Source organism: Limnoglobus roseus, assembly GCF_008254045.1.
In the GTDB taxonomy this organism is placed as follows: domain Bacteria; phylum Planctomycetota; class Planctomycetia; order Gemmatales; family Gemmataceae; genus Limnoglobus; species Limnoglobus roseus.
The window spans coordinates 1,494,026-1,510,935 of sequence record NZ_CP042425.1; the positions used below are offsets into that span (position 1 = coordinate 1,494,026).

The 16,910-nt window shown below is 65.6% G+C and carries 20 protein-coding genes; 11 read left to right on the plus strand and 9 right to left on the minus strand.

The features are described 5' to 3' along the window. The first annotated feature begins 7 nt into the window (after positions 1 to 7). Entirely contained in the window at positions 8 to 418 is a 411-nt protein-coding gene (locus PX52LOC_RS06070; RefSeq protein WP_149115426.1) for an ankyrin repeat domain-containing protein, read from the plus strand. A 282-nt stretch (positions 419 to 700) separates the two neighbouring features. Beyond that, on the plus strand, positions 701 to 907 hold the full coding sequence (locus PX52LOC_RS06075) for a carbon storage regulator (protein ID WP_149109241.1): 207 nt from the start codon (positions 701 to 703) through the stop codon (positions 905 to 907). 46 nt (positions 908 to 953) lie between these two features. On the opposite strand, the gene prmC is transcribed toward PX52LOC_RS06075, so the two are convergent. The 5 genes from prmC to PX52LOC_RS40280 form a co-directional block, all read right to left on the minus strand. Further along, positions 954 to 1,823 carry a peptide chain release factor N(5)-glutamine methyltransferase gene (gene prmC / locus PX52LOC_RS06080; RefSeq protein WP_149109242.1) on the minus strand — a complete coding sequence of 290 codons (870 nt, stop codon included), beginning with the start codon at positions 1,821 to 1,823 and terminating at the stop codon, positions 954 to 956. 108 nt (positions 1,824 to 1,931) lie between these two features. After that, positions 1,932 to 2,327, minus strand: a complete 396-nt coding sequence (locus PX52LOC_RS43765) for an IS5 family transposase (protein WP_390635688.1) — start codon at positions 2,325 to 2,327, stop codon at positions 1,932 to 1,934. After that, the gene (locus tag PX52LOC_RS43770) at positions 2,308 to 2,739 is read right to left on the minus strand and encodes an IS5 family transposase (RefSeq protein ID WP_390635390.1); all 432 of its coding nucleotides are present in this window, start codon (positions 2,737 to 2,739) and stop codon (positions 2,308 to 2,310) included. Before PX52LOC_RS43770 ends, PX52LOC_RS43765 begins: the two co-directional genes overlap by 20 nt. Positions 2,740 to 2,801: 62 nt before the next feature. Beyond that, entirely contained in the window at positions 2,802 to 3,032 is a 231-nt protein-coding gene (locus tag PX52LOC_RS06090) for a hypothetical protein (RefSeq protein WP_149109243.1), read from the minus strand. 64 nt (positions 3,033 to 3,096) lie between these two features. Then, on the minus strand, positions 3,097 to 3,240 hold the full coding sequence (locus PX52LOC_RS40280) for a hypothetical protein (protein WP_168218833.1): 144 nt from the start codon (positions 3,238 to 3,240) through the stop codon (positions 3,097 to 3,099). A gap of 51 nt (positions 3,241 to 3,291) precedes the next feature. On the opposite strand from PX52LOC_RS40280, the gene purM reads away from it, so the two are divergent. Then, complete coding sequence (gene purM / locus PX52LOC_RS06095) at positions 3,292 to 4,404, plus strand: phosphoribosylformylglycinamidine cyclo-ligase (RefSeq protein ID WP_149109244.1); 1,113 nt, start codon at positions 3,292 to 3,294, stop codon at positions 4,402 to 4,404. A gap of 12 nt (positions 4,405 to 4,416) precedes the next feature. Here purM and PX52LOC_RS06100 read toward each other — a convergent pair whose 3' ends face one another. Further along, entirely contained in the window at positions 4,417 to 5,352 is a 936-nt protein-coding gene (locus PX52LOC_RS06100) for a sigma-70 family RNA polymerase sigma factor (protein WP_149109245.1), read from the minus strand. Between the two features lie 24 nt (positions 5,353 to 5,376). Then, positions 5,377 to 6,441, minus strand: coding sequence for an MlaD family protein (locus tag PX52LOC_RS06105; protein ID WP_168218834.1), 1,065 nt, complete (start codon positions 6,439 to 6,441; stop codon positions 5,377 to 5,379). 305 nt (positions 6,442 to 6,746) lie between these two features. Between PX52LOC_RS06105 and PX52LOC_RS06110 the strand changes: the two genes are divergently transcribed. Beyond that, positions 6,747 to 7,901, plus strand: coding sequence for a hemolysin family protein (locus PX52LOC_RS06110; RefSeq protein WP_149109247.1), 1,155 nt, complete (start codon positions 6,747 to 6,749; stop codon positions 7,899 to 7,901). A 92-nt stretch (positions 7,902 to 7,993) separates the two neighbouring features. Here PX52LOC_RS06110 and PX52LOC_RS06115 read toward each other — a convergent pair whose 3' ends face one another. Further along, positions 7,994 to 9,058, minus strand: a complete 1,065-nt coding sequence (locus PX52LOC_RS06115) for a tetratricopeptide repeat protein (RefSeq protein ID WP_149109248.1) — start codon at positions 9,056 to 9,058, stop codon at positions 7,994 to 7,996. A gap of 26 nt (positions 9,059 to 9,084) precedes the next feature. Then, entirely contained in the window at positions 9,085 to 9,690 is a 606-nt protein-coding gene (locus tag PX52LOC_RS06120) for a putative signal transducing protein (RefSeq protein WP_168218835.1), read from the minus strand. Positions 9,691 to 9,868: 178 nt separating this feature from the next. On the opposite strand from PX52LOC_RS06120, the gene PX52LOC_RS06125 reads away from it, so the two are divergent. The 7 genes from PX52LOC_RS06125 to PX52LOC_RS06155 all read left to right on the plus strand — a co-directional run bounded on the left by PX52LOC_RS06125 (position 9,869) and on the right by PX52LOC_RS06155 (position 16,899). Further along, a complete protein-coding gene (locus PX52LOC_RS06125; protein ID WP_218575285.1) occupies positions 9,869 to 10,981 on the plus strand; it encodes a thiamine pyrophosphate-dependent dehydrogenase E1 component subunit alpha in 1,113 nt (370 codons plus the stop codon). Beyond that, on the plus strand, positions 10,971 to 11,336 hold the full coding sequence (locus tag PX52LOC_RS06130) for a four helix bundle protein (RefSeq protein ID WP_149109251.1): 366 nt from the start codon (positions 10,971 to 10,973) through the stop codon (positions 11,334 to 11,336). Before PX52LOC_RS06125 ends, PX52LOC_RS06130 begins: the two co-directional genes overlap by 11 nt. Positions 11,337 to 11,361: 25 nt before the next feature. Next, on the plus strand, positions 11,362 to 12,420 hold the full coding sequence (locus PX52LOC_RS06135; RefSeq protein WP_149109252.1) for an alpha-ketoacid dehydrogenase subunit beta: 1,059 nt from the start codon (positions 11,362 to 11,364) through the stop codon (positions 12,418 to 12,420). Continuing rightward, positions 12,417 to 13,622, plus strand: coding sequence for a dihydrolipoamide acetyltransferase family protein (locus PX52LOC_RS06140; protein ID WP_149109253.1), 1,206 nt, complete (start codon positions 12,417 to 12,419; stop codon positions 13,620 to 13,622). Before PX52LOC_RS06135 ends, PX52LOC_RS06140 begins: the two co-directional genes overlap by 4 nt. A 39-nt stretch (positions 13,623 to 13,661) precedes the next feature. Continuing rightward, complete coding sequence (locus PX52LOC_RS06145) at positions 13,662 to 13,955, plus strand: hypothetical protein (RefSeq protein WP_149109254.1); 294 nt, start codon at positions 13,662 to 13,664, stop codon at positions 13,953 to 13,955. A 21-nt stretch (positions 13,956 to 13,976) separates the two neighbouring features. Continuing rightward, on the plus strand, positions 13,977 to 15,338 hold the full coding sequence (gene mnmE / locus PX52LOC_RS06150; protein ID WP_149109255.1) for a tRNA uridine-5-carboxymethylaminomethyl(34) synthesis GTPase MnmE: 1,362 nt from the start codon (positions 13,977 to 13,979) through the stop codon (positions 15,336 to 15,338). Positions 15,339 to 15,498: 160 nt separating this feature from the next. Then, the gene (locus PX52LOC_RS06155; RefSeq protein WP_149109256.1) at positions 15,499 to 16,899 is read left to right on the plus strand and encodes a DUF1501 domain-containing protein; all 1,401 of its coding nucleotides are present in this window, start codon (positions 15,499 to 15,501) and stop codon (positions 16,897 to 16,899) included. Positions 16,900 to 16,910: the final 11 nt, after the last annotated feature.

Here is a 16,910-nt window from a genome sequence, read left to right on the forward strand (position 1 = left end):
GCAACAGATCAACCGCGTGCTGGTGCAAGACTTCGTGATCTTCGCCCACAGCGACCTGGAGATGACGAAGAAACTGCTCGCGAAGGAACCGGCCCTACTGAACGCCGCCGTGGACTGGGGCGGCGGCGACTGGGAGACGGCCCTCGGGGCGGCCGCCCACATGGGCAACCGAGACATCGCCCTGTTCCTGTTGGCGGGCGGTGCCCGCATGGACCTGTTCGCGTCGGCGATGCTCGGCCAACTTGAGATCGTGAAGGCGATGCTGACGCTTCAGCCGAAGTTGATCGACGCGAAGGGGCCGCACGGCTTTAGCCTCCACTGGCACGCCAACGCCGGCGGGACGGAAGCCGAGAAAGTGTTGGAGTACCTGCAATCGGTGAAGAAGGTGGAGCTGCCGAAGTTCCCCATGAAGAAGTAACGAATGTAGCGATTGGCCGGGTCGTGGCGGATCCGTTCGGATTCGATTTCAAGATCCGTTTAACTCCGGGCGCAAAAGGCGACGTAAGATGCCTTCGCCTCATGAGAGATTCTCGAACTCCCCACGTCGCATTGTGCGTCCTGCGCGAAAGATAACGCCCGTGACATGATTCACGGGCTTCTCCCGCCGACTTTTCTCCCCGTCGCCACCACCTTCCCCGTTTTATGGCGTAAGTTTGCACAGATTAGGTAACACCACGGACGTACTACAGGAGGGTGCCAGATGCTGGTCCTCAGCCGGAAGCTTGGCGAAAAAATCTACATCGGGGAAAACATCTGCATCACGGTTGTGGACATCGACCGCGGTAAGATTCGGCTCGGGATCGAAGCCCCGCGCGACGTGCCGATCTACCGGCAAGAACTCCTGCCGATTCACCAACAGCAGTTACTCGCCCAGGGCAAGGCCATCAGCGCCGGGGCGGGCGGGTAAGGATTTGAAATTGGATTTGAAGGCGTGACGGCGATTGGTTCGCCCGTTACGCTTTTTCCATTTTGCCAACGACCACCCGCGGCCGACCGCCGCGATCTTTGATCGTCTTCCCGACCTGAAATCCCGCCGACTCGAACAAGTTTCGCACCGCGTCGGCCTGTGTGTGGCCGATCTCGACCATCAGCCCGCCGCCCGGCTTCAGCCACCGACCACTCTCAGCCGACAGTCGCCGGTAGAACGCCAAACCGTCGGTGCCCCCGTCGAGGGCGATCCGCGGTTCGTGGTCTTTTACTTCGGGCATCAGCGTTTCGATTTCCACCGGCGGGATGTACGGCGGGTTACTCACGATCAGGTCGAAACTCGTCCCGGCCGACAACGGCGAGAAGAGGTTGCCGTTGAGGAACTGCACGCGGTCGGCGACGCCGTTCCGCTTCGCGTTCCGTTTCGCCACGGCCAGGGCGTCCGGCGACACGTCCGCGGCCGTCACCGTCGCCGCCTTGACCGCGTTCGCGAGGCTGACCGCCACGCACCCGGACCCGGTGCCCACGTCGAGCGCCGTCGGCGTCGGCCGCTTCTTGAGGAAATCAATCGCGGCATCGACGAGTGTTTCCGTGTCCGGCCGCGGGATGAGCACGGCCGGCGTCACTTCGAACGGCAGCAGGTAGAACTCGCGGACGCCGACGAGGTACGCTGTCGGGCAGCGGTCGAGTCGCTTCTTTACGAGTTCGCGAAAGGCGGTCTTTTCCGCATCGGTCGGCAGTTCGTCGTAACGGACGATGAGGTCGATGCGCTTACAGTTCAAGACGTGGGCGAGCAGCAGTTCCGCGTCCAGCCGGGGCGAGTCGAGGCCCTTCTTGGTGAAGTGTTCCGTCGTCCATTGCAGCAGAGCCTTGATCGTCCAGGCAGTCTCGGCCATTTTCGGGGGCGTCCGTGCGGGAGGGCGGCGGAGAAGTCTTCCCTCATCATACAGCCGCGGTGCGCGAAGTGACCCCGGTTCAGGCGAGACTAGGCTGTGTCGGAAAAGCTACGGTGTCAGGTACCACAGGGCGAAGGCGAGTTGGATCATGGCCCGGAAGTTGACGGCCAACTTCTCGTACCGGGTGGCCACCCGCCGCCGCTCCTTCAACCACCCGTTCAGCCGCTCGATGACGTTCCGCCGCTTGTACTTGCCCGTGTCGAACGCCGGCGGTGCGGGCAATCGGGCCAACTCGTCCTTGCGGCGGGCGATCACGTCCTCGATGCCAGCGGCGAGCAACGTCGCCCGCACCCGGTTGGCCGAGTACCCCTTGTCCCCGGCCAGGGCCTTCGGCGGCCCGAGGCCCTTCGGGACGGCCGCCAGGGCGGCGGCCAGGTGCACGACCTCTGGCTCCTGGCCGCCGGTCAGCACCGCGGCCAGCGGGTTACCGGCCCGGTCGCACACCAAGTGCACCTTGGTCCCCCACCCGCCTCGGCTGCGGCCCAGGGCGTGATCGGCCGGCTCGCCGGCCACCGCCTTTTTTTTTCGCCCCGGCGGCCGGCCGGGCGGCCCGCACCACCGTTCCGTCGACGTTCCATTGCCCGTGGTCCAGGTCGGCGTGCCGCTGCAGGTGCTCGACCACCCGGTCCCAGATGCCGTCCTGGCGGTACGCGTTGAATCGGTGGTACGCCGTCTGCCACGGCCCGTGCCGGTCGGGCAAGTCCCGCCACGGGGCCCCGGTGTGCAGCACCCAGAGCATGGCGTCGATCAGTCGCCGCGGGTCGGACGGCGGCCGCCCGCCGGGCTTGGCCGGCGGCAGGAGCGGGCCGAGGGCGGCCCACTGGGCATCGGTCAGGGCGTAGCGCGGCGTCTGCATGGCGGTCGTCCGGTGGGAGGGCCACGCATTCTACGCCCCACCAACCGCTTTTCAGACACAGCCTAGCCCCGCGCGCTATCGGGCGATTGAGCCTGGGCTTGCAGGCGGATCCGATGCTTCTCGCGAATCTCAAGAGTGACGCGCACAATCTGCTCGTCCAGCACCCGGCTTTCCCGCTCTTTGTCTTCCAGGATGGCCTGGTAGCGGTCGAACTCTTGCTGCTGGCAGACGAAAAATGCACCAATGCCCCACGCCAACGCCACGACGAACAAACCGCGGATATATCGCTTCATGAAACGGCTCTCGGTTATAAGTCCGTCGAGTGTAGTTCACGCCCGCCTCGGTTACAAGCACGGCTCAAATGACCATATCGGCAGCCGACTCCGGCAACTGCGGTTCCGCGTCGTCCATCGGCAAGGCCAACAAGGCCGTGCCGTCGAGAATCTGCTTCCGCGCGTCGAAAGGGCTTGGCCGCCGCCCGAGGATACCAACAATTCGCACGATCTTCCATAAAACCACCCGTGCGCGATTCTTCCTTCCCTGAGAGTGCCGATGGCGAAGTCGCTGACCTACCAGGACGCCGGGCTGAACCTGGAAACCTACGCGGAAACCATGTCCGGCGTGCAGAAGCTCATCGCCAAGACGTGGGGGCCGAACGTCATCCGCTCACCGTTCAAGGGGGCCGGCGGGAAGGGCGGCAGCTTCGCCAGCCTGTTCGACCTCGACCCGCCCGGCGGCGGGGGACTGTTCGCCCGCATCTTCAGCCGCAAGTACGCCCGCCCGGTCCTCGTGACCTGCACCGACGGCGTCGGCTCGAAGCTCAAGATCGCCATGCTGTGCGGCAAGTACGACACCGTCGGCATCGACCTCGTCGCGATGAGCGTGAACGACCTTATCTGCACCGGCGGCGAGCCGCTCATGTTCCTCGACTACCTGGCGATGGACAAGGACGACCCCGCCCGCACGGTGCAACTCGTGAAGGGCGTGGCCGACGGCTGCATCGAGTCCGACTGTGCCCTCGTCGGCGGCGAGACGGCGATCCTGCCGGACTTCTACCAGCCGGGCGAGTTCGACATGGCCGGCTTCTGCACCGGCGTGGTCGAACACTCCGGCATCATCGACGGCAGTCGCATCGAAGTCGGCGACGCGGTGATCGGCCTCGCGGCCAGCGGCGTGCATTCGAACGGCTACAGCCTCGTACGGAAGGCCGTGTTCGACGCGGGGAAGCTGACCGTGGACGCCCACGTGCCGGAGTTAGGCACGACCGTCGGCGACGCCCTGCTGACGCCGACGCGGCTCTACGTGCGGCCGGTGCGGAAGGTGTTGGAACACTACCCGGTGAAGAAGAAGGGCGTCATCCACGGCCTCGCGAACATCACCGGCGGCGGCCTGCCGGACAACATCGGCCGCATTCTCCCGCCCGGCCGCCGGGTGAAGATTCGGCGGGGCAGTTGGACGCCGAACCCGGTGTTCCCGTGGCTTCAGAAGCTCGGCAACATCGAGCAGGCCGAGATGGAGCGCGTCTTCAACATGGGCATCGGCTTCGTGATGATCGTCTCGCCGAGCTTCGCCGACAGCATTCGCAACCAACTGAAGGCGGCCGGCGTCGAGGCGTGGCCGATCGGCGAAGTGACCGCCGGCGAAGCCGGCGTGGAGATGGTGTAAAGGCGGTCCCGCTTACTCCTCCGGTTCGGCCAGTGTCAGCGTTTTCCCCTTCGCCGCCAGTAGGCGGGAGAGGACGTCGGCCGAGAGCCGCGGGTCGTCGGTGAGGAGGCCGCCGAGTTCGGTCAGGATGAACTGCTCAATGTCGTCGCCCGCCCAGCCTTCCTCGACGAGTCGGCCGCCGATCACTTCCAGCGCCTTGTCCCGCAGTTTATCGGTCTGCCGCGAGATCGTGCCCTCGTGAACGCCGAGGAGGTGCGCGACTTCGCGCTGACTCATCTTGTACCGCCAGCGCAGGCCGAGGATGAGCCGCTCGCTGTCGGAAATCGCAGTCAGCCAGTCGCGGGCGGCGGCGACGAAGACCTCGTGCCAACGGGTGTCTTCCTGCGGGATCGTCGGCAGCGGCATGGCGATGTCGTCGTCCGGGAGCGTGACCGTGCCGCTGTGCTGACGGAGCTTCGACAGGTGCCAGTTCTGGAAGACGCGGATCAGCCACGGGGCGAGCGGCCGTTGGCCGTCGTACCGGGCCAGCACCGGTAGCGTGTGGTCGGAGTCGGACGCGATCAGGCTGCTCCAGAACTCGGTGACCGCCGTCTCCTGCTTCTCCTCGTTCCGCGGGTAGAGCCGCACCGCCCGCGCCCGCAGGGCGTCAATGAGCAGCGAGTCGCTCCGCCCCATGCGGGCGGCGAACAGCAGTTCCCACGCGGCCTCGATCCCTTCCAGGCAGCCGACGCAGACGAGCCAGTCGAGCGAATAAAGGCCATCGAGGTACGACGACCACGTCACCGGCGTTTCGCTCTTGGCGTTGAAGATGTTCACGGTGCGGTCGATGTGAACGTCGAACCGCTCGCGAGAGATCGCGATGCGCGGGAACTGAACGCGGAGGTGGTGGAACAAAAGCGTCAGGCGGAGCCGTTCCGGGGCGGTCGGCGGCGGAACGGCATCGGTCACAGCGTCGTCTCCGTGAGCTTGGCGTTATTGTGGCGTGAAGAGTAACACCTGCACGAAATTCGCAGGCAGTTTCTCTTTCTCGACGACCGGCGACCCCGTCTTGCCGAGGCCGATCGCCGTCACCTTCCGCCGACTCCACCAGCCCATTTTATGCGCCCCGGTCAACTTGAGGTACTCGGCGACAACTTCCGCCTGTTTTCGCGTCAGCTGCTCGGCCGTCGCGTGCGATTGCGCCGGATCGCCGGGGTCATTGGCCGCCGCGACGACGGCTTCCGCCTTCGTGTTCGTCTGGCCTCGGAGCCACTCGACGACCGCCCCGAGGTGGTGGCGGCCGGTGTCGGTGAGGATGGCCGTGCCGGGTTCGAACAGGTCGTTCGCGTTGTACGCCATCACCTCGCGGCGGCAGTCCGGCCGGACGAGGATCGTGTTGACGTTCTCGACGTAACCCCGCACGATCGGCAGCCGCGACACGGCCTCGCTGTTCTGCCGGACGGAAACGATGGCGTCGCGGCTGTCCTGCATCAGCCCGCGGACGTTGGCCGCCTCGGACTCGACCACGCCGTCCACCCTCTTGACCGTACCGCGCACGTCGCCGGCCAATGTTCTTACGTCGCCCACCATGCCGCGGATGTCTTTCAGGGCCGCTTCTCCTTCCGCCGCGAGGCTCGCGATGTCCGGCGTCGGGGCGGCGCTTAGCGTGCCGGTGGTCAGTGGCCCGGCCGCGGTCGTCCCCGGTTGCACCGCGATGACCTTCGAGCCGAGCAACCCCGTCGGCTGAATCTGGGCCTTCGCGTCGGCGTGCAGTTTGTCGCGAAATTGGGCGTCCAACTGCATCCGCACCATGATCGGCCCGTCGCCGTCGGGGTAGTCGACGGCCACCACCTGCCCGGCTTCGACGCCGCGGACCCGCACCGGCGTACCGGCCGCCACGTCGTGCGCTTCCGGGAAGCCGACGGAAACGGTGAACGTCTCCCGGCCGAACCCCTGCTTGGCCGCGACCGCGACCAACCCGGCCGCCCCGAGCGCGACCGCGGCGACCACGACGAAGCCGAGGATGATGGCCTGAAGGCGGGAGAGTGTGTTCGTCATGGGCATCCCATCGGAGCAGCACGAACCGGGTGATTCACCAGAGTATTCGGAGCAGGAACGGACACCTTTTGCGGAATCGGCCGCCCCGCCTATCCTATACGGCCCGTTCGCCCGATTTTCCGATTCGCCCGATCGTGCCGCTTGCCGTCGGGTCGTTCCTGCGGAGCGCGAATTGTCGGGCGCGGGGTGATTGCGCGGTGGCGGCGTGATCCGCTATACTACCCCTGCCCCGTTCGGGGTCTGTTGCCGTCAGCCGCCCCACCGCCTGGTCGAAACAGCTTTCCCCCGGCCGCGTGAGCGACACTGTGATCGTTGCCTCTGCTGAACCATTTTCGGCCGCCACCGTCGCGAGTTTGCTCGCGATTCCGGTGCTAATCTTCATCAATGCGTTCTTCGTCGCGGCCGAGTTCGCCCTCGTCGCGCTGCGGCACAGCCGTGTGCAAGAACTCGTCAACCAAGGTAAGCCGCGGGCGGCGAAACTCTTGGCCGCCATCGACGACCTGAACGACAGCGTGGCCGCCGCGCAACTCGGCATCACCGTGGCGAGTCTGGCTCTCGGCTTCGTCAGCGAACCGGCCCTGGCGACCTTGATTTCGCCCTTCTTCACGTCGCTCCCCGACGAGTGGCAGGGGGCGGTGACGCGGACAATTTCTATCTCCCTGACGCTCGCCTTCATCACGTTCCTGCACGTCGTCTTCGGCGAGCAGATGCCGAAGATCGCCGCCCTGCAATCGAGCGAGCGCATCGGCCTGTTCGTGGCCGGTCCGCTGACGTGGTTCTCCCGCGTCGCCCGGCCGCTCATCCGCCTGATGAACGGCACGAGTACCCGCTTTCTCCGGTTAATGGGGTATAAGTCGGACGCCGAGGAGGGGGAAGTCTACAGCGTGGACGAACTCCGCTTACTGGTGGAAGACTCCGAGGAAGCCGGGCTGATGTCGTCCGAGCAGGCCGACGTGGTGTTGAACGTCTTCGCGCTGAACAACAAGAAGGTCCGCGACTGCATGGTGCCCTGGGACAAGGTCGCCGCCCTGGACGTGACGACGCAGTCGGAGCAACTGCTGGCCATCGTCCGGCAGGGGGCGCACACGCGACTGCCGGTGTACGACGGCACGCCGGACAACGTCGTCGGCATGGTCAACACGAAGGACCTGTTCTACCTGTTTAGCCTCAGCGGGTTCGTGCAGTTAGTGGACGCGGTTTACGAGCCGGTGATTCTGGACGCCGACGCGCCGGTGGCAACGGCCCTGAACGTGTTCAAGAAGTCGCACCGCCACCTGGCCGTGGTCCGCGAGAACGGGGCGAAGGTCGTCGGCATCTTGACGCTGGAAGACGTGCTGGAAGAGATCGTCGGCGAGATCGAGGACGAGCACGATAAGCCCGCCCCGAAGCTGCGGCAGACGACGCTGCAAAAGATTCTGCTCCGCCGGAAGGCGGGGCCGCGGGGCGGCGGGAAGCCGTGAACGGGTGAGCGGGTGACACGGTGAAGGGGTGAAAAGACAGAAGAGGTTTTCTCACCCGTTCACCGTGTCACCCGCTCACCCGCTCACCCGCTCTACTTCTTCTCCGCCACCGGCTGGCGGTATGGCTTCTTCTGCTTGTACAACTCCAGGCGGGCGGTGATCTCGCCGTCTTCCCGCTTCATCAACTCCTTGTCTTGCATCGCCTCGCGCTGCCACTTCATCGCCTTCTCGAAATCGCCCTGCTCGGCGTAGGCGGCGGCGAGCGTGTCGAGGTAGCCGGCGTTCGCCCACTCCGTGAGTTCGCACGCCTTCGTCGCCAACTCGACCGCCTCCTTGCCGTTGCGGAACTTTGCCTCCGGGCAGGTGCAGCGGAGCCATGCCTTGTTGTTCCAGGCGACGGCACTCTTCGGGTTACTCTTCAGGATTTCCTCGTAGTCCGCCAGGGCCTTCGCGTGTTGGCCGCTGTGGTCGTACGCCAGCCCGCGGCCGATCAGGACGTCGTTCCGGTTGCCGGTCGTGGCGAGGAGCTTCGTGTACTCGGCGATGGCCTCGTCATACTTCTTGAGCGAGGCCTTCGCGCTCGCCCGCTGGCGGATAGCCCATTCGTCGTTCGGCCACTGGGCGATGAGCTTGTCGAAGTCTTCGATGGCCCCCTCGAACTTCTTCGCCCCCAGGCGGATGATCGCCCGGATCCGCAGAACCGTGGGGCTGTTCGTCTCGACGTTCAGGGCCGTCGTGCAGTCGGCCTCGGCGGCGTCGAACTTGTCCTCGGCGTAGTTCGCCCACGCGCGAAGGGCGAGGTAGAAGGTGTCCTTCGGGGCGTCCTTGAGTTTGGTCGTGTAGAACTCGATCGCGTCAGTGGCCTTCAATACGTCGTCGCGCTGGAAGTAGTAAACGCGATCGGAGTTGGCCGACGAGATTTCAATCCGATCGCCGCCGACCTTCGAAACCGTGTAGTAGAACACGTTCACGCCCGCGCCCACGATGCCGGCAGACTCCGTACCGTCGGCCTGGATGATGTGGAGTTTCACGTCCTTCGCCTTGACGAACGCGAATTTGCCGACCCACGGGTTCTTGGCCTGTCCCTTCGGGATCGGGGCGGCTATGCCGACGCCAAGGGTCAGGGCCAGCAGGCCGGCCGCGAGGAAGAAGCGCATAATCGAGACTCCTTCGGCAAACGAGATCAGTTCAGCCGGCCCGGGAGGAACGCCATCACCATGAGCCAGGCCATCGGCAGGCCCACGAGCGTGACCAAACTACCCACGAGGACGTTCACGCGACCTTGTCGAGAGAGTTCCCCCGACCCGAGCGCCGCGTTCAGCATCAGGTAAAAGGCGTAGAAGATCAACGGTGGAAAGAGGAAACCGAGCCACGCCACGAAGAACAGCCGACGGGCACACTCTTCCCGATATCCGCCCACCGGGTCGGGCGGGGCCGAATCTGCCGCCGGTGTCTCGACAGATTCCGGGTGAGGCAGCCCCTCGCTTGGATCTTCGTCTTCCCGCGGCACCGCCAGGGCTTGCTCGGCCAGAGACTGTTCGTCGACCGGGTCGGACGACTCGCCGCCGTTGCCAAACCGTTCATCGAAAACGACCAGTGCCCGTTCGGCGTCTTCCTCGTTGACCTTCAACTTGATGCCGCCGATGGCGTGGGCGGCGTGCCACAACATGCCGACGGTTTCTTCGTCCATCAAAACGGAGCGAATGCCGGCGGTGTCCAGTTCGTTCTTGGCGAGGTGCGCCTGCGGCACGCTGTCGAACGTCGCGATCGTCACAAGGCGGTCGGCCATCGGTTTCTCCCGGTTTGAGGACGATTGTACCTCACCCCCAGCGCGAATCGAAGCGGAACCCGCGGACTGCCCTTTCGAGGAATTGGCGTTCCGGTTTATCATCCGGCCGAACGCGGGGTATAATTCGATATCCCGTCGTCGAATCCTGCCGATGAACTTGCATCGCACGAGGTGCACTATGTCGGAGCCTCTAGACGAATCACACGTTCCGCCGCGGCGGTCGAAAAAGCCCGCCGCGTCCCTGGCCGTTCGGTCGGGCCGGGAAACGATTTCGGTCGAACTCGCCCTGACCCTGTTCCGCCACATGGTCCGCACGCGGGCCCTGGAAGAGCGGTCGATCAAAATGTCGAAGTCTGGCGAGGCGTACTTCTGGATCGGCGGCCCGGGCGAGGAGGCGTTTAACGTCTGCCTGGGGATGCAGGTCCACAAGGGCCGGGGGCCGGCGTTCGACTACCTGCACCTGCACTACCGCAGCCTCGGCGTCATGCTGGCGATGGGGTTGCCGATGGTCGATCACGTCCGGCAACTGGCGATGACGGCCACCGACCCGTTCAGCCGCGGGCGGAATTTCGTCGGGCACTACGCGATCCCGGCGTGGAACGTGGTCCCGGTGAGCAGCGTGATCGAGGTCCAGTTGACGATGGCCCCCGGCACCGCGCTCATGCAAAAACGGCACGGTGGCGACGGGTTGAGCATCGCCGTCAGCGGGGACGCGGGCACCTCCGAGAGCGACTTCGAGAGCTGTCTGGTGTGGGCGAACCGGCCGGGCAACGAACTGCCGGTGCTGGTCGTCGTCACGAACAACAACTACGGCATCAGCACGCCCGCGAAGACGCAGCACGGCGAGCGGCGGATCGCCGATCGCGCCCTGCCCTACGGCATGAGGGCGGAAACGATCGACGGCAACGACCCCGTCGCGAGTTGGCACGCCATCGACCGGGCGATGCGGTACGTCCGCACGGAGCGCAAGCCGTTCCTGTTGGAAGCGATGGTCAGCCGGTTGCACGGGCACTCGTCCAGCAGCGGCGCGCAGCGGAACTGGGGCGAAACCGATTGCGTGGCGATGTTCGAGCAGAAACTCATCGACGCCGACGCGGTGGACGCGGATCAGGTCCGGCAACTGCGGGCCGAGGCGAAGGAGGAGGCCGACACCGCCGTCGTGCAAGCGACGAGCGAGGCGAAGCCGACCCGGGATGACGTGGAGCGATTTACCTATGCGGCGAGTAAGGTAGACGCGGTGTACCCAGAGGATTACACGGGATTGCCCGGAACAATGAAAAATGCAAAATGAAGCACCGAACATCGTGCCACGAACCTTTCAGTTCGCACTTCGCATCGTGCGATTGTGTTCCCAGTTGATCGAATCGACCGGCGTTGCCCGAACCATCGGCTATCAACTCGTGAAGTCGGGCATCGCCATCGGTGCGATCATCGAAGAAGTGCAAGCCTCCCCGGACAAGCCGGACTTTGCCCGCGGTCTGACCCAAGCCCTGAAGGAAGCCCGCCTCACGAATTACTGGCTGCGGCTTCTCGTCGAATCGAGGGTGCTGCCCGATCAATTGCTCGAACCCTTGGTGCAGGAATCGACTGAGATCATGAAGGTTCTCGGGGCCATCACTGCGAACACGTACCGTGGGCTGTCGTAATTTTGCATTTTTCATTGGTCCGATCATGGCAACCTTAGTCCAAGCTGTCCGCCTCGCCCTCCACTACGGCGAAACCCACCTCGGCGTCACCGACGTTTTCGGCGAAGACGTCGGCCCGCCGCTCGGCGGTGTCTTCACCGCCACGCAGGGGCTCAAGACCGCCTGGAATTCGCCGCTCGACGAGCGCGGCATCGTCGGCACTGCGATGGGCATCGCCTACGCCGGCGGCCGGCCGGTGTGCGAGATTCAGTTCTGCGACTACGCCTTCAACACCATCGACCTACTCAAGCTCGCCGGCAATCAGCGGTGGGCGTCGGCCGGCAACTTCGACATGCCGATCGTACTGATGACCCCCTCCGGGTCCGGCATCCGCGGCAGCCTCTACCACTCCCACAGCTTCGAAAGCTGGGCGTCGCGGCTCGCGGGCTGGAAGGTCGTCATGCCGTCGAACGCCCTCGACGCTTACGGCCTCATGCTCTCGGCCATCGCCGACCCGAACCCGGTGCTGGTGCTGCTGCCGAAGGCGCTGTTGCGGATGAAGGGCGACAAGCTCATCCCCGGCGAACCCGCCGACGCCGACGAACTCTCCCGACTGATCGACGCCCCGGTGGGCGATCGTTCCGACTGGGTTCCGCAGTGGCCGACGGTTGAAGAATATTTCGTGCCGATCGGCAGCGGCAGCCGCGTGCGGGAAGGAACGACGGCCACCGTCATCAGCTACGGCCGCACGCTGCCGTTGTGCGTGCAGGCCGCCGACGAACTCCACCGCGACTTCGGGTTCACGTTCGACGTCATCGACCTGCGGAGCATCTTCCCCTATGATTGGCCGATGATCTCGCAGAGCGTCGCCAAGACCGGCCGGGTGCTGATCGTCAACGAGGACACGGAAGTGACGAACTTCGGCGAACACCTCCTCCGGCGGATCGTGGACGAGCACTTCTACGACCTGTTGGCGAAACCACGATTGCTGATGGGCAAGCACGTCCCCGGCATCGGGCTGAACCAGGTGTACGAGCACAACACGGTGCCGCAACTCCCTGGCATCCGCGACACGCTCCGCGAACTCGCGGAGGAACGGGTATGACCGATTTCCCCCTCCCGCCGATGGGCGAAGGCTTGTACGAGGTGGATCTCGTCCGCTGGATGGTCAAACCGGGCGAGGCCGTCCACCGCGGCCAAGGCTTGATGGAGGTTCTCTCCGACAAGGCGACGATGGAAGTGCCGTCGCCGTTCGCCGGGACGATTGCCGAGACGCTGGCGGCCGCCGGGACAAAGATCAAGGTCGGCGAAGTCGTGCTGAAGTACGATTCCGGCGGCGGGCCGAGTTCGCCCGACGTTCCGCCCCCGCCGGCCGAAGTCCGCCTGCAACCGCCGACGCCGGCCGCAAAAACCACCACCCCGGTGGCCGCTCCGTCGGTCCGGCACCTCGCCCGCAAGTTCAACATCGACCTCTCGCGCGTCCGCGGCAGCGGCCCCGGCGGGCGCATCCTGCTCGACGACCTCGCCCCGCTGCTCAAGCCGCCGACGGCCCCCGCGAACGGCGAGCCGAAGACGGCCGAACACTTCCAGTTCGACTTCGGCCGCGCCGGCACGCGGGTGAAGCTCGCCGGGATGCGGAAGAAGATCGCCGAGAAGATGGTCGCATCGAAGCGGTACATCCCGCACTACAGCTACATCGACGAGTGCGACTTCACCGAGGTCGTCCACCTGCGCCAGCAACTCGCCGAACACTTCTACAAGAGCAACCTGAAGCTGACGTACCTGGCGTTCATCGTGAAGGCCGTGACGCGGGCACTGAAGGAAGTGCCGATCGTGAACGCGACCTTCGACGAGGAAGCTGCCGAAGTCACGCTCCACGACCGCTACCACGTCGGCATCGCCGTGGCCGCCCCGCACGGGTTGCTGGTGCCGGTCATCAAGGACGCCGACCGCCGCGACCTGCCCGGCATCGCCCGCGAGATCGAGCGCCTCAGCGACGACGCCCGGGCCGGCCGGCCGAAGATCGACGACCTCCGCGGCGGCACGTTCACGATCACGTCCATCGGCAGCATCGGCGGCCTGATCTCGACGCCGATCATCAACCACCCCGAAGTCGGCATCCTCGGCATCGGCAAGGTCGTGAAGCGGCCCGTCTACGACGACCACGGCACCCTGCACCCGCGGGACATCGGCTACCTGTCGTTCTCGTTCGACCACCGCATCGTGGACGGCGCAATCGGCGCGGTCTTCGGCAACGCCGTGAAGCGGCACCTGGAGAAGCCCGCCGTGCTGCTCGTCGGGGGCTGAATGATGGCAGTCGTAACGTCCCCAAAATGGCGACGGCGTATGCAACTCATTCTGGCCGGGCTTTCGCTGACGTTCGGACTGTACGTCGGAACGTACTACCGCCTCTCTCGACGAGGAATGGCCGAAGCCCGCACCGTCGGTTTCCCGTACTTCTTCTACTGTCCTCTGTCCGACGTGAAGCCGTATCAAGACATTCCTCGGCAACACGTTTTCGCCCTCTTCGCGTTTGTCCCTCTCAACGCTCTCGACCGGATCTACTTCGGCGGCACGGCACCTTGCGGCGGCATCACCTGGGGCTTCACGCGACCAGAAGATAAGGTGGCTACTGAGTAGGGTTCTCTCGACAATCTCACTATGATCCCGCACCCCGAAGACACGATCGTCGCCCTCTCATCGGCCCCCGGTCCCGGCCGGCGGGCCATCGTTCGCCTCAGCGGGCCGAACGCCGTCGCCGTTGTGAACGCACTCTTCACTTCGACCATCGACCGCCAAATCACCGACTCCCCACGGCACCTTACACCCGGCCACCTTCAGCTATCGAACGTCCACTCGCCGCTGCCGGCCGACGCCTACTTCTTCCGCGGCCCGCACTCGTACACCGGCCAAGACTTGATCGAATTGCACACGATCTCGTCGCCGCCGTTGGTCGAACGCCTGATCGCCGACTTGCTCGCGGCCGGGGCACGGTCGGCCCAACCGGGCGAGTTTACGCTGCGGGCCTTCCTTAGCGGCAAGAAAGACCTGACGCGGGCCGAGGCGGTGTTGGACGTGATCGAGGCCGGGTCCGACGCCGAACTGAAGCAAGCCCTCACGCAACTGGCCGGCGGCGTCGCCCGGCCGATGGACGCCCTCCGCGACGACCTGCTGAGTTTGCTCGCGGACGTGGAAGCCGGGCTGGACTTCGTCGAGGAGGACATCGAGTTCGTCGGCAAGCCGGAGCAGTTGAAGCGGATCGCCGCCGGCCTCGCCCAACTGACAGATCTGAAGCGGCAACTCGACGCCCGCACCGTCAGCGGCCGGCCGATTCGCGTGGCCCTCGTCGGCGAGCCGAACGCGGGGAAAAGTAGCCTGTTCAACGCGCTCGTCGGCTCGGCCGGCGTGGCCCTCGTCAGCCCGACCGCCGGCACGACGCGGGACTACCTGACGCAGCGGCTCGACCTCGACGGCGTGCCGGTGGAACTGATCGACACCGCCGGCTGGCAGGACTCGACCGACACGATTGAGGGGCAAGCCCAGCGCCTCGGCCGCGAACAGACGGAACAGGCCGACCTCGTGCTGTGGTGCGTACCGGCCGGGGAGGAAGTTCTGGATTCGCCGCCGAACCTGTCGGGTGCCGAAGTGCTCCGCGTCCACACGAAGGCCGATTTGTTGCCTCCTCCCTTGAGGGGGAGGGTGGGGGGTGAGAACCAACCGGCCGTCGCGGCGTCCGTCGTTTCCCCCGACGGGACACTCGCCCTCCGCGAACGGCTCGCCGACAAGGTGCAGGCTCTCTCCCGCTCTTCGACGGCCCCGAGCCAGAGTCGCTGTCGGCACCACGTCGAAGCCGCCATCGACTCGCTCCAGCGTGCCCACGGCCACGTCTTCCACGACGACCCACAGGAACTCCTCGCCCTAGAACTCCGCAAGGCCCTCGACCAGATCGGCGAGATGGTCGGGGCCGTCTACACCAACGACCTACTCGACCGCATCTTCAGCCGCTTCTGCATCGGCAAGTGAATCGCACATTCCGGGAGTGGCTAACTGCCGGGTGCCGGAAACCGAATCGATGGTGCGAGGCCCCGGAAATCTCTTTCCACGCGGCGGAACTTTTGAGAGAATACCCTTCCCACCCCAGAACCGTGTTTTCGTCTTCCCGCCTGTTTACCTCGGCTCACACATGATCCCACCCGATTGGTTCACCCGTCGTGCCGAAGGCGCGTTCACCCGCCGGGAGTTCGTTCGGCTGGCCTCCACGTCGGTCCTCGGCGTCTCCTTGCCCGTGGCCCTGGCCCGCTCGGCGGAGGTGCGAAACGCGGCCGCGAAGAACGTGCTCGTCATCCTCGAGCAAGGCGGCCTGTCCCACATGGACACCTGGGACCCGAGGCCCGAGGCGGTGGCTGAACACCGAAGCCCGTTCAAGCCGATTCCGACGAAGGTGCCGGGAACCCAGTTCACGGAGCTGCTGCGGCACACGGCGAAGATCGCGGACAAAATCGCGGTCGTCCGGTCCATGCACCACGACCGCGGCGGGGCCGACGCGCACCCCAACGGCACCCAGTACGTGCTCTCCGGGTCGCACCCGGCCGGCGCCCTCACCATGCCGGACATCGGGTCGGTCGTCTCGCAGGTCATGGGCAGTCGGGCGAAGCACCTGCCGCCCTACGTGATGATCCCGGGTAACAACGAGCAAGCCGGCGAGACGCGGACGGGCTTCCTACCCGCGTCCACGCGCGTCTTCAAGACCGGCGGCCGCGACCTGTCGGACCCCGCCTGGAAGCTCGACGGCCTGCGGGTGCGGGCAGAGTTCGAGGGCAGCCGCTTGCAAGGCCGCCACGACCTCCGCGGCGCTCTCGAAAGCACTGCGAGCGACTCGCACGGCATGAACCGGTTCTACGACCAGGCGTTCGACATGCTCACGTCGCCGAAGGTCGCCGGGGCGTTCGACCTGACCCGCGAGCCGGCGGCCGTTCGCGAGAGGTACGGCCTGGGCCACCGCGGCTCGTGCTACCTGCTCGGCCGCAAACTCGTCGAGGCGGGCGTCCGGTTCGTGACGGTCGACGTGCGGTGGCCGTTGACGAAGGACACGCCCGGTGGGACCAACCTGAACTGGGACCACCACGACTTGATTTATACGAGCGGGTCGTGCGGGACGGTCCGCGACAAGGCCGGCGGCGAGGGGCGGTACGGCATCGGCCACTGGGTGATGATGGGCAGCACCGATCAGGCGTTCGCGGCCCTGGTCGAAGACCTCGACCAACGCGGGTTGCTAAAGGAGACGCTCGTCTGTTTCGTCACGGAGTTCGGCCGCACGCCGAAATTGAACAAGTTCCAGGGCCGCGACCACTGGACTAAGGCGTACTCGATCGCCTTCGCCGGGGCGGGCGTTCGCGGCGGGCAGGTCATCGGCAAGAGCGATAAGGACGGCGGCTACGTGCAGGACAACCCGCACACGCCCGAGGACTACGCGGCCACGATTTACGAGAAGCTCGGCATCGACCGCTCGGTGCCGCTCTACACGGCGAGCAACCGCCCCGTGTACTTCGGCCACGCCGGCGAACCGATCCCGGAACTGATGTAACAACGGGTTCC

What these genes read in the sequence shown, in the direction of transcription:
- PX52LOC_RS06075 (WP_149109241.1), top strand. Translation starts at nt 701, where the DNA reads ATGCTGGTCCTCAGCCGGAAGCTTGGCGAAAAAATCTACATCGGGGAA.
- prmC (WP_149109242.1), bottom strand. Translation starts at nt 1,823, where the DNA reads ATGGCCGAGACTGCCTGGACGATCAAGGCTCTGCTGCAATGGACGACG.
- PX52LOC_RS43770 (WP_390635390.1), bottom strand. Translation starts at nt 2,739, where the DNA reads ATGCAGACGCCGCGCTACGCCCTGACCGATGCCCAGTGGGCCGCCCTC.
- PX52LOC_RS06090 (WP_149109243.1), bottom strand. Translation starts at nt 3,032, where the DNA reads ATGAAGCGATATATCCGCGGTTTGTTCGTCGTGGCGTTGGCGTGGGGC.
- purM (WP_149109244.1), top strand. Translation starts at nt 3,292, where the DNA reads ATGGCGAAGTCGCTGACCTACCAGGACGCCGGGCTGAACCTGGAAACC.
- PX52LOC_RS06105 (WP_168218834.1), bottom strand. Translation starts at nt 6,441, where the DNA reads ATGACGAACACACTCTCCCGCCTTCAGGCCATCATCCTCGGCTTCGTC.
- PX52LOC_RS06115 (WP_149109248.1), bottom strand. Translation starts at nt 9,058, where the DNA reads ATGCGCTTCTTCCTCGCGGCCGGCCTGCTGGCCCTGACCCTTGGCGTC.
- PX52LOC_RS06120 (WP_168218835.1), bottom strand. Translation starts at nt 9,690, where the DNA reads ATGGCCGACCGCCTTGTGACGATCGCGACGTTCGACAGCGTGCCGCAG.
- PX52LOC_RS06125 (WP_218575285.1), top strand. Translation starts at nt 9,869, where the DNA reads ATGTCGGAGCCTCTAGACGAATCACACGTTCCGCCGCGGCGGTCGAAA.
- PX52LOC_RS06130 (WP_149109251.1), top strand. Translation starts at nt 10,971, where the DNA reads ATGCAAAATGAAGCACCGAACATCGTGCCACGAACCTTTCAGTTCGCA.
- PX52LOC_RS06135 (WP_149109252.1), top strand. Translation starts at nt 11,362, where the DNA reads ATGGCAACCTTAGTCCAAGCTGTCCGCCTCGCCCTCCACTACGGCGAA.
- PX52LOC_RS06140 (WP_149109253.1), top strand. Translation starts at nt 12,417, where the DNA reads ATGACCGATTTCCCCCTCCCGCCGATGGGCGAAGGCTTGTACGAGGTG.
- PX52LOC_RS06145 (WP_149109254.1), top strand. Translation starts at nt 13,662, where the DNA reads ATGCAACTCATTCTGGCCGGGCTTTCGCTGACGTTCGGACTGTACGTC.
- mnmE (WP_149109255.1), top strand. Translation starts at nt 13,977, where the DNA reads ATGATCCCGCACCCCGAAGACACGATCGTCGCCCTCTCATCGGCCCCC.
- PX52LOC_RS06155 (WP_149109256.1), top strand. Translation starts at nt 15,499, where the DNA reads ATGATCCCACCCGATTGGTTCACCCGTCGTGCCGAAGGCGCGTTCACC.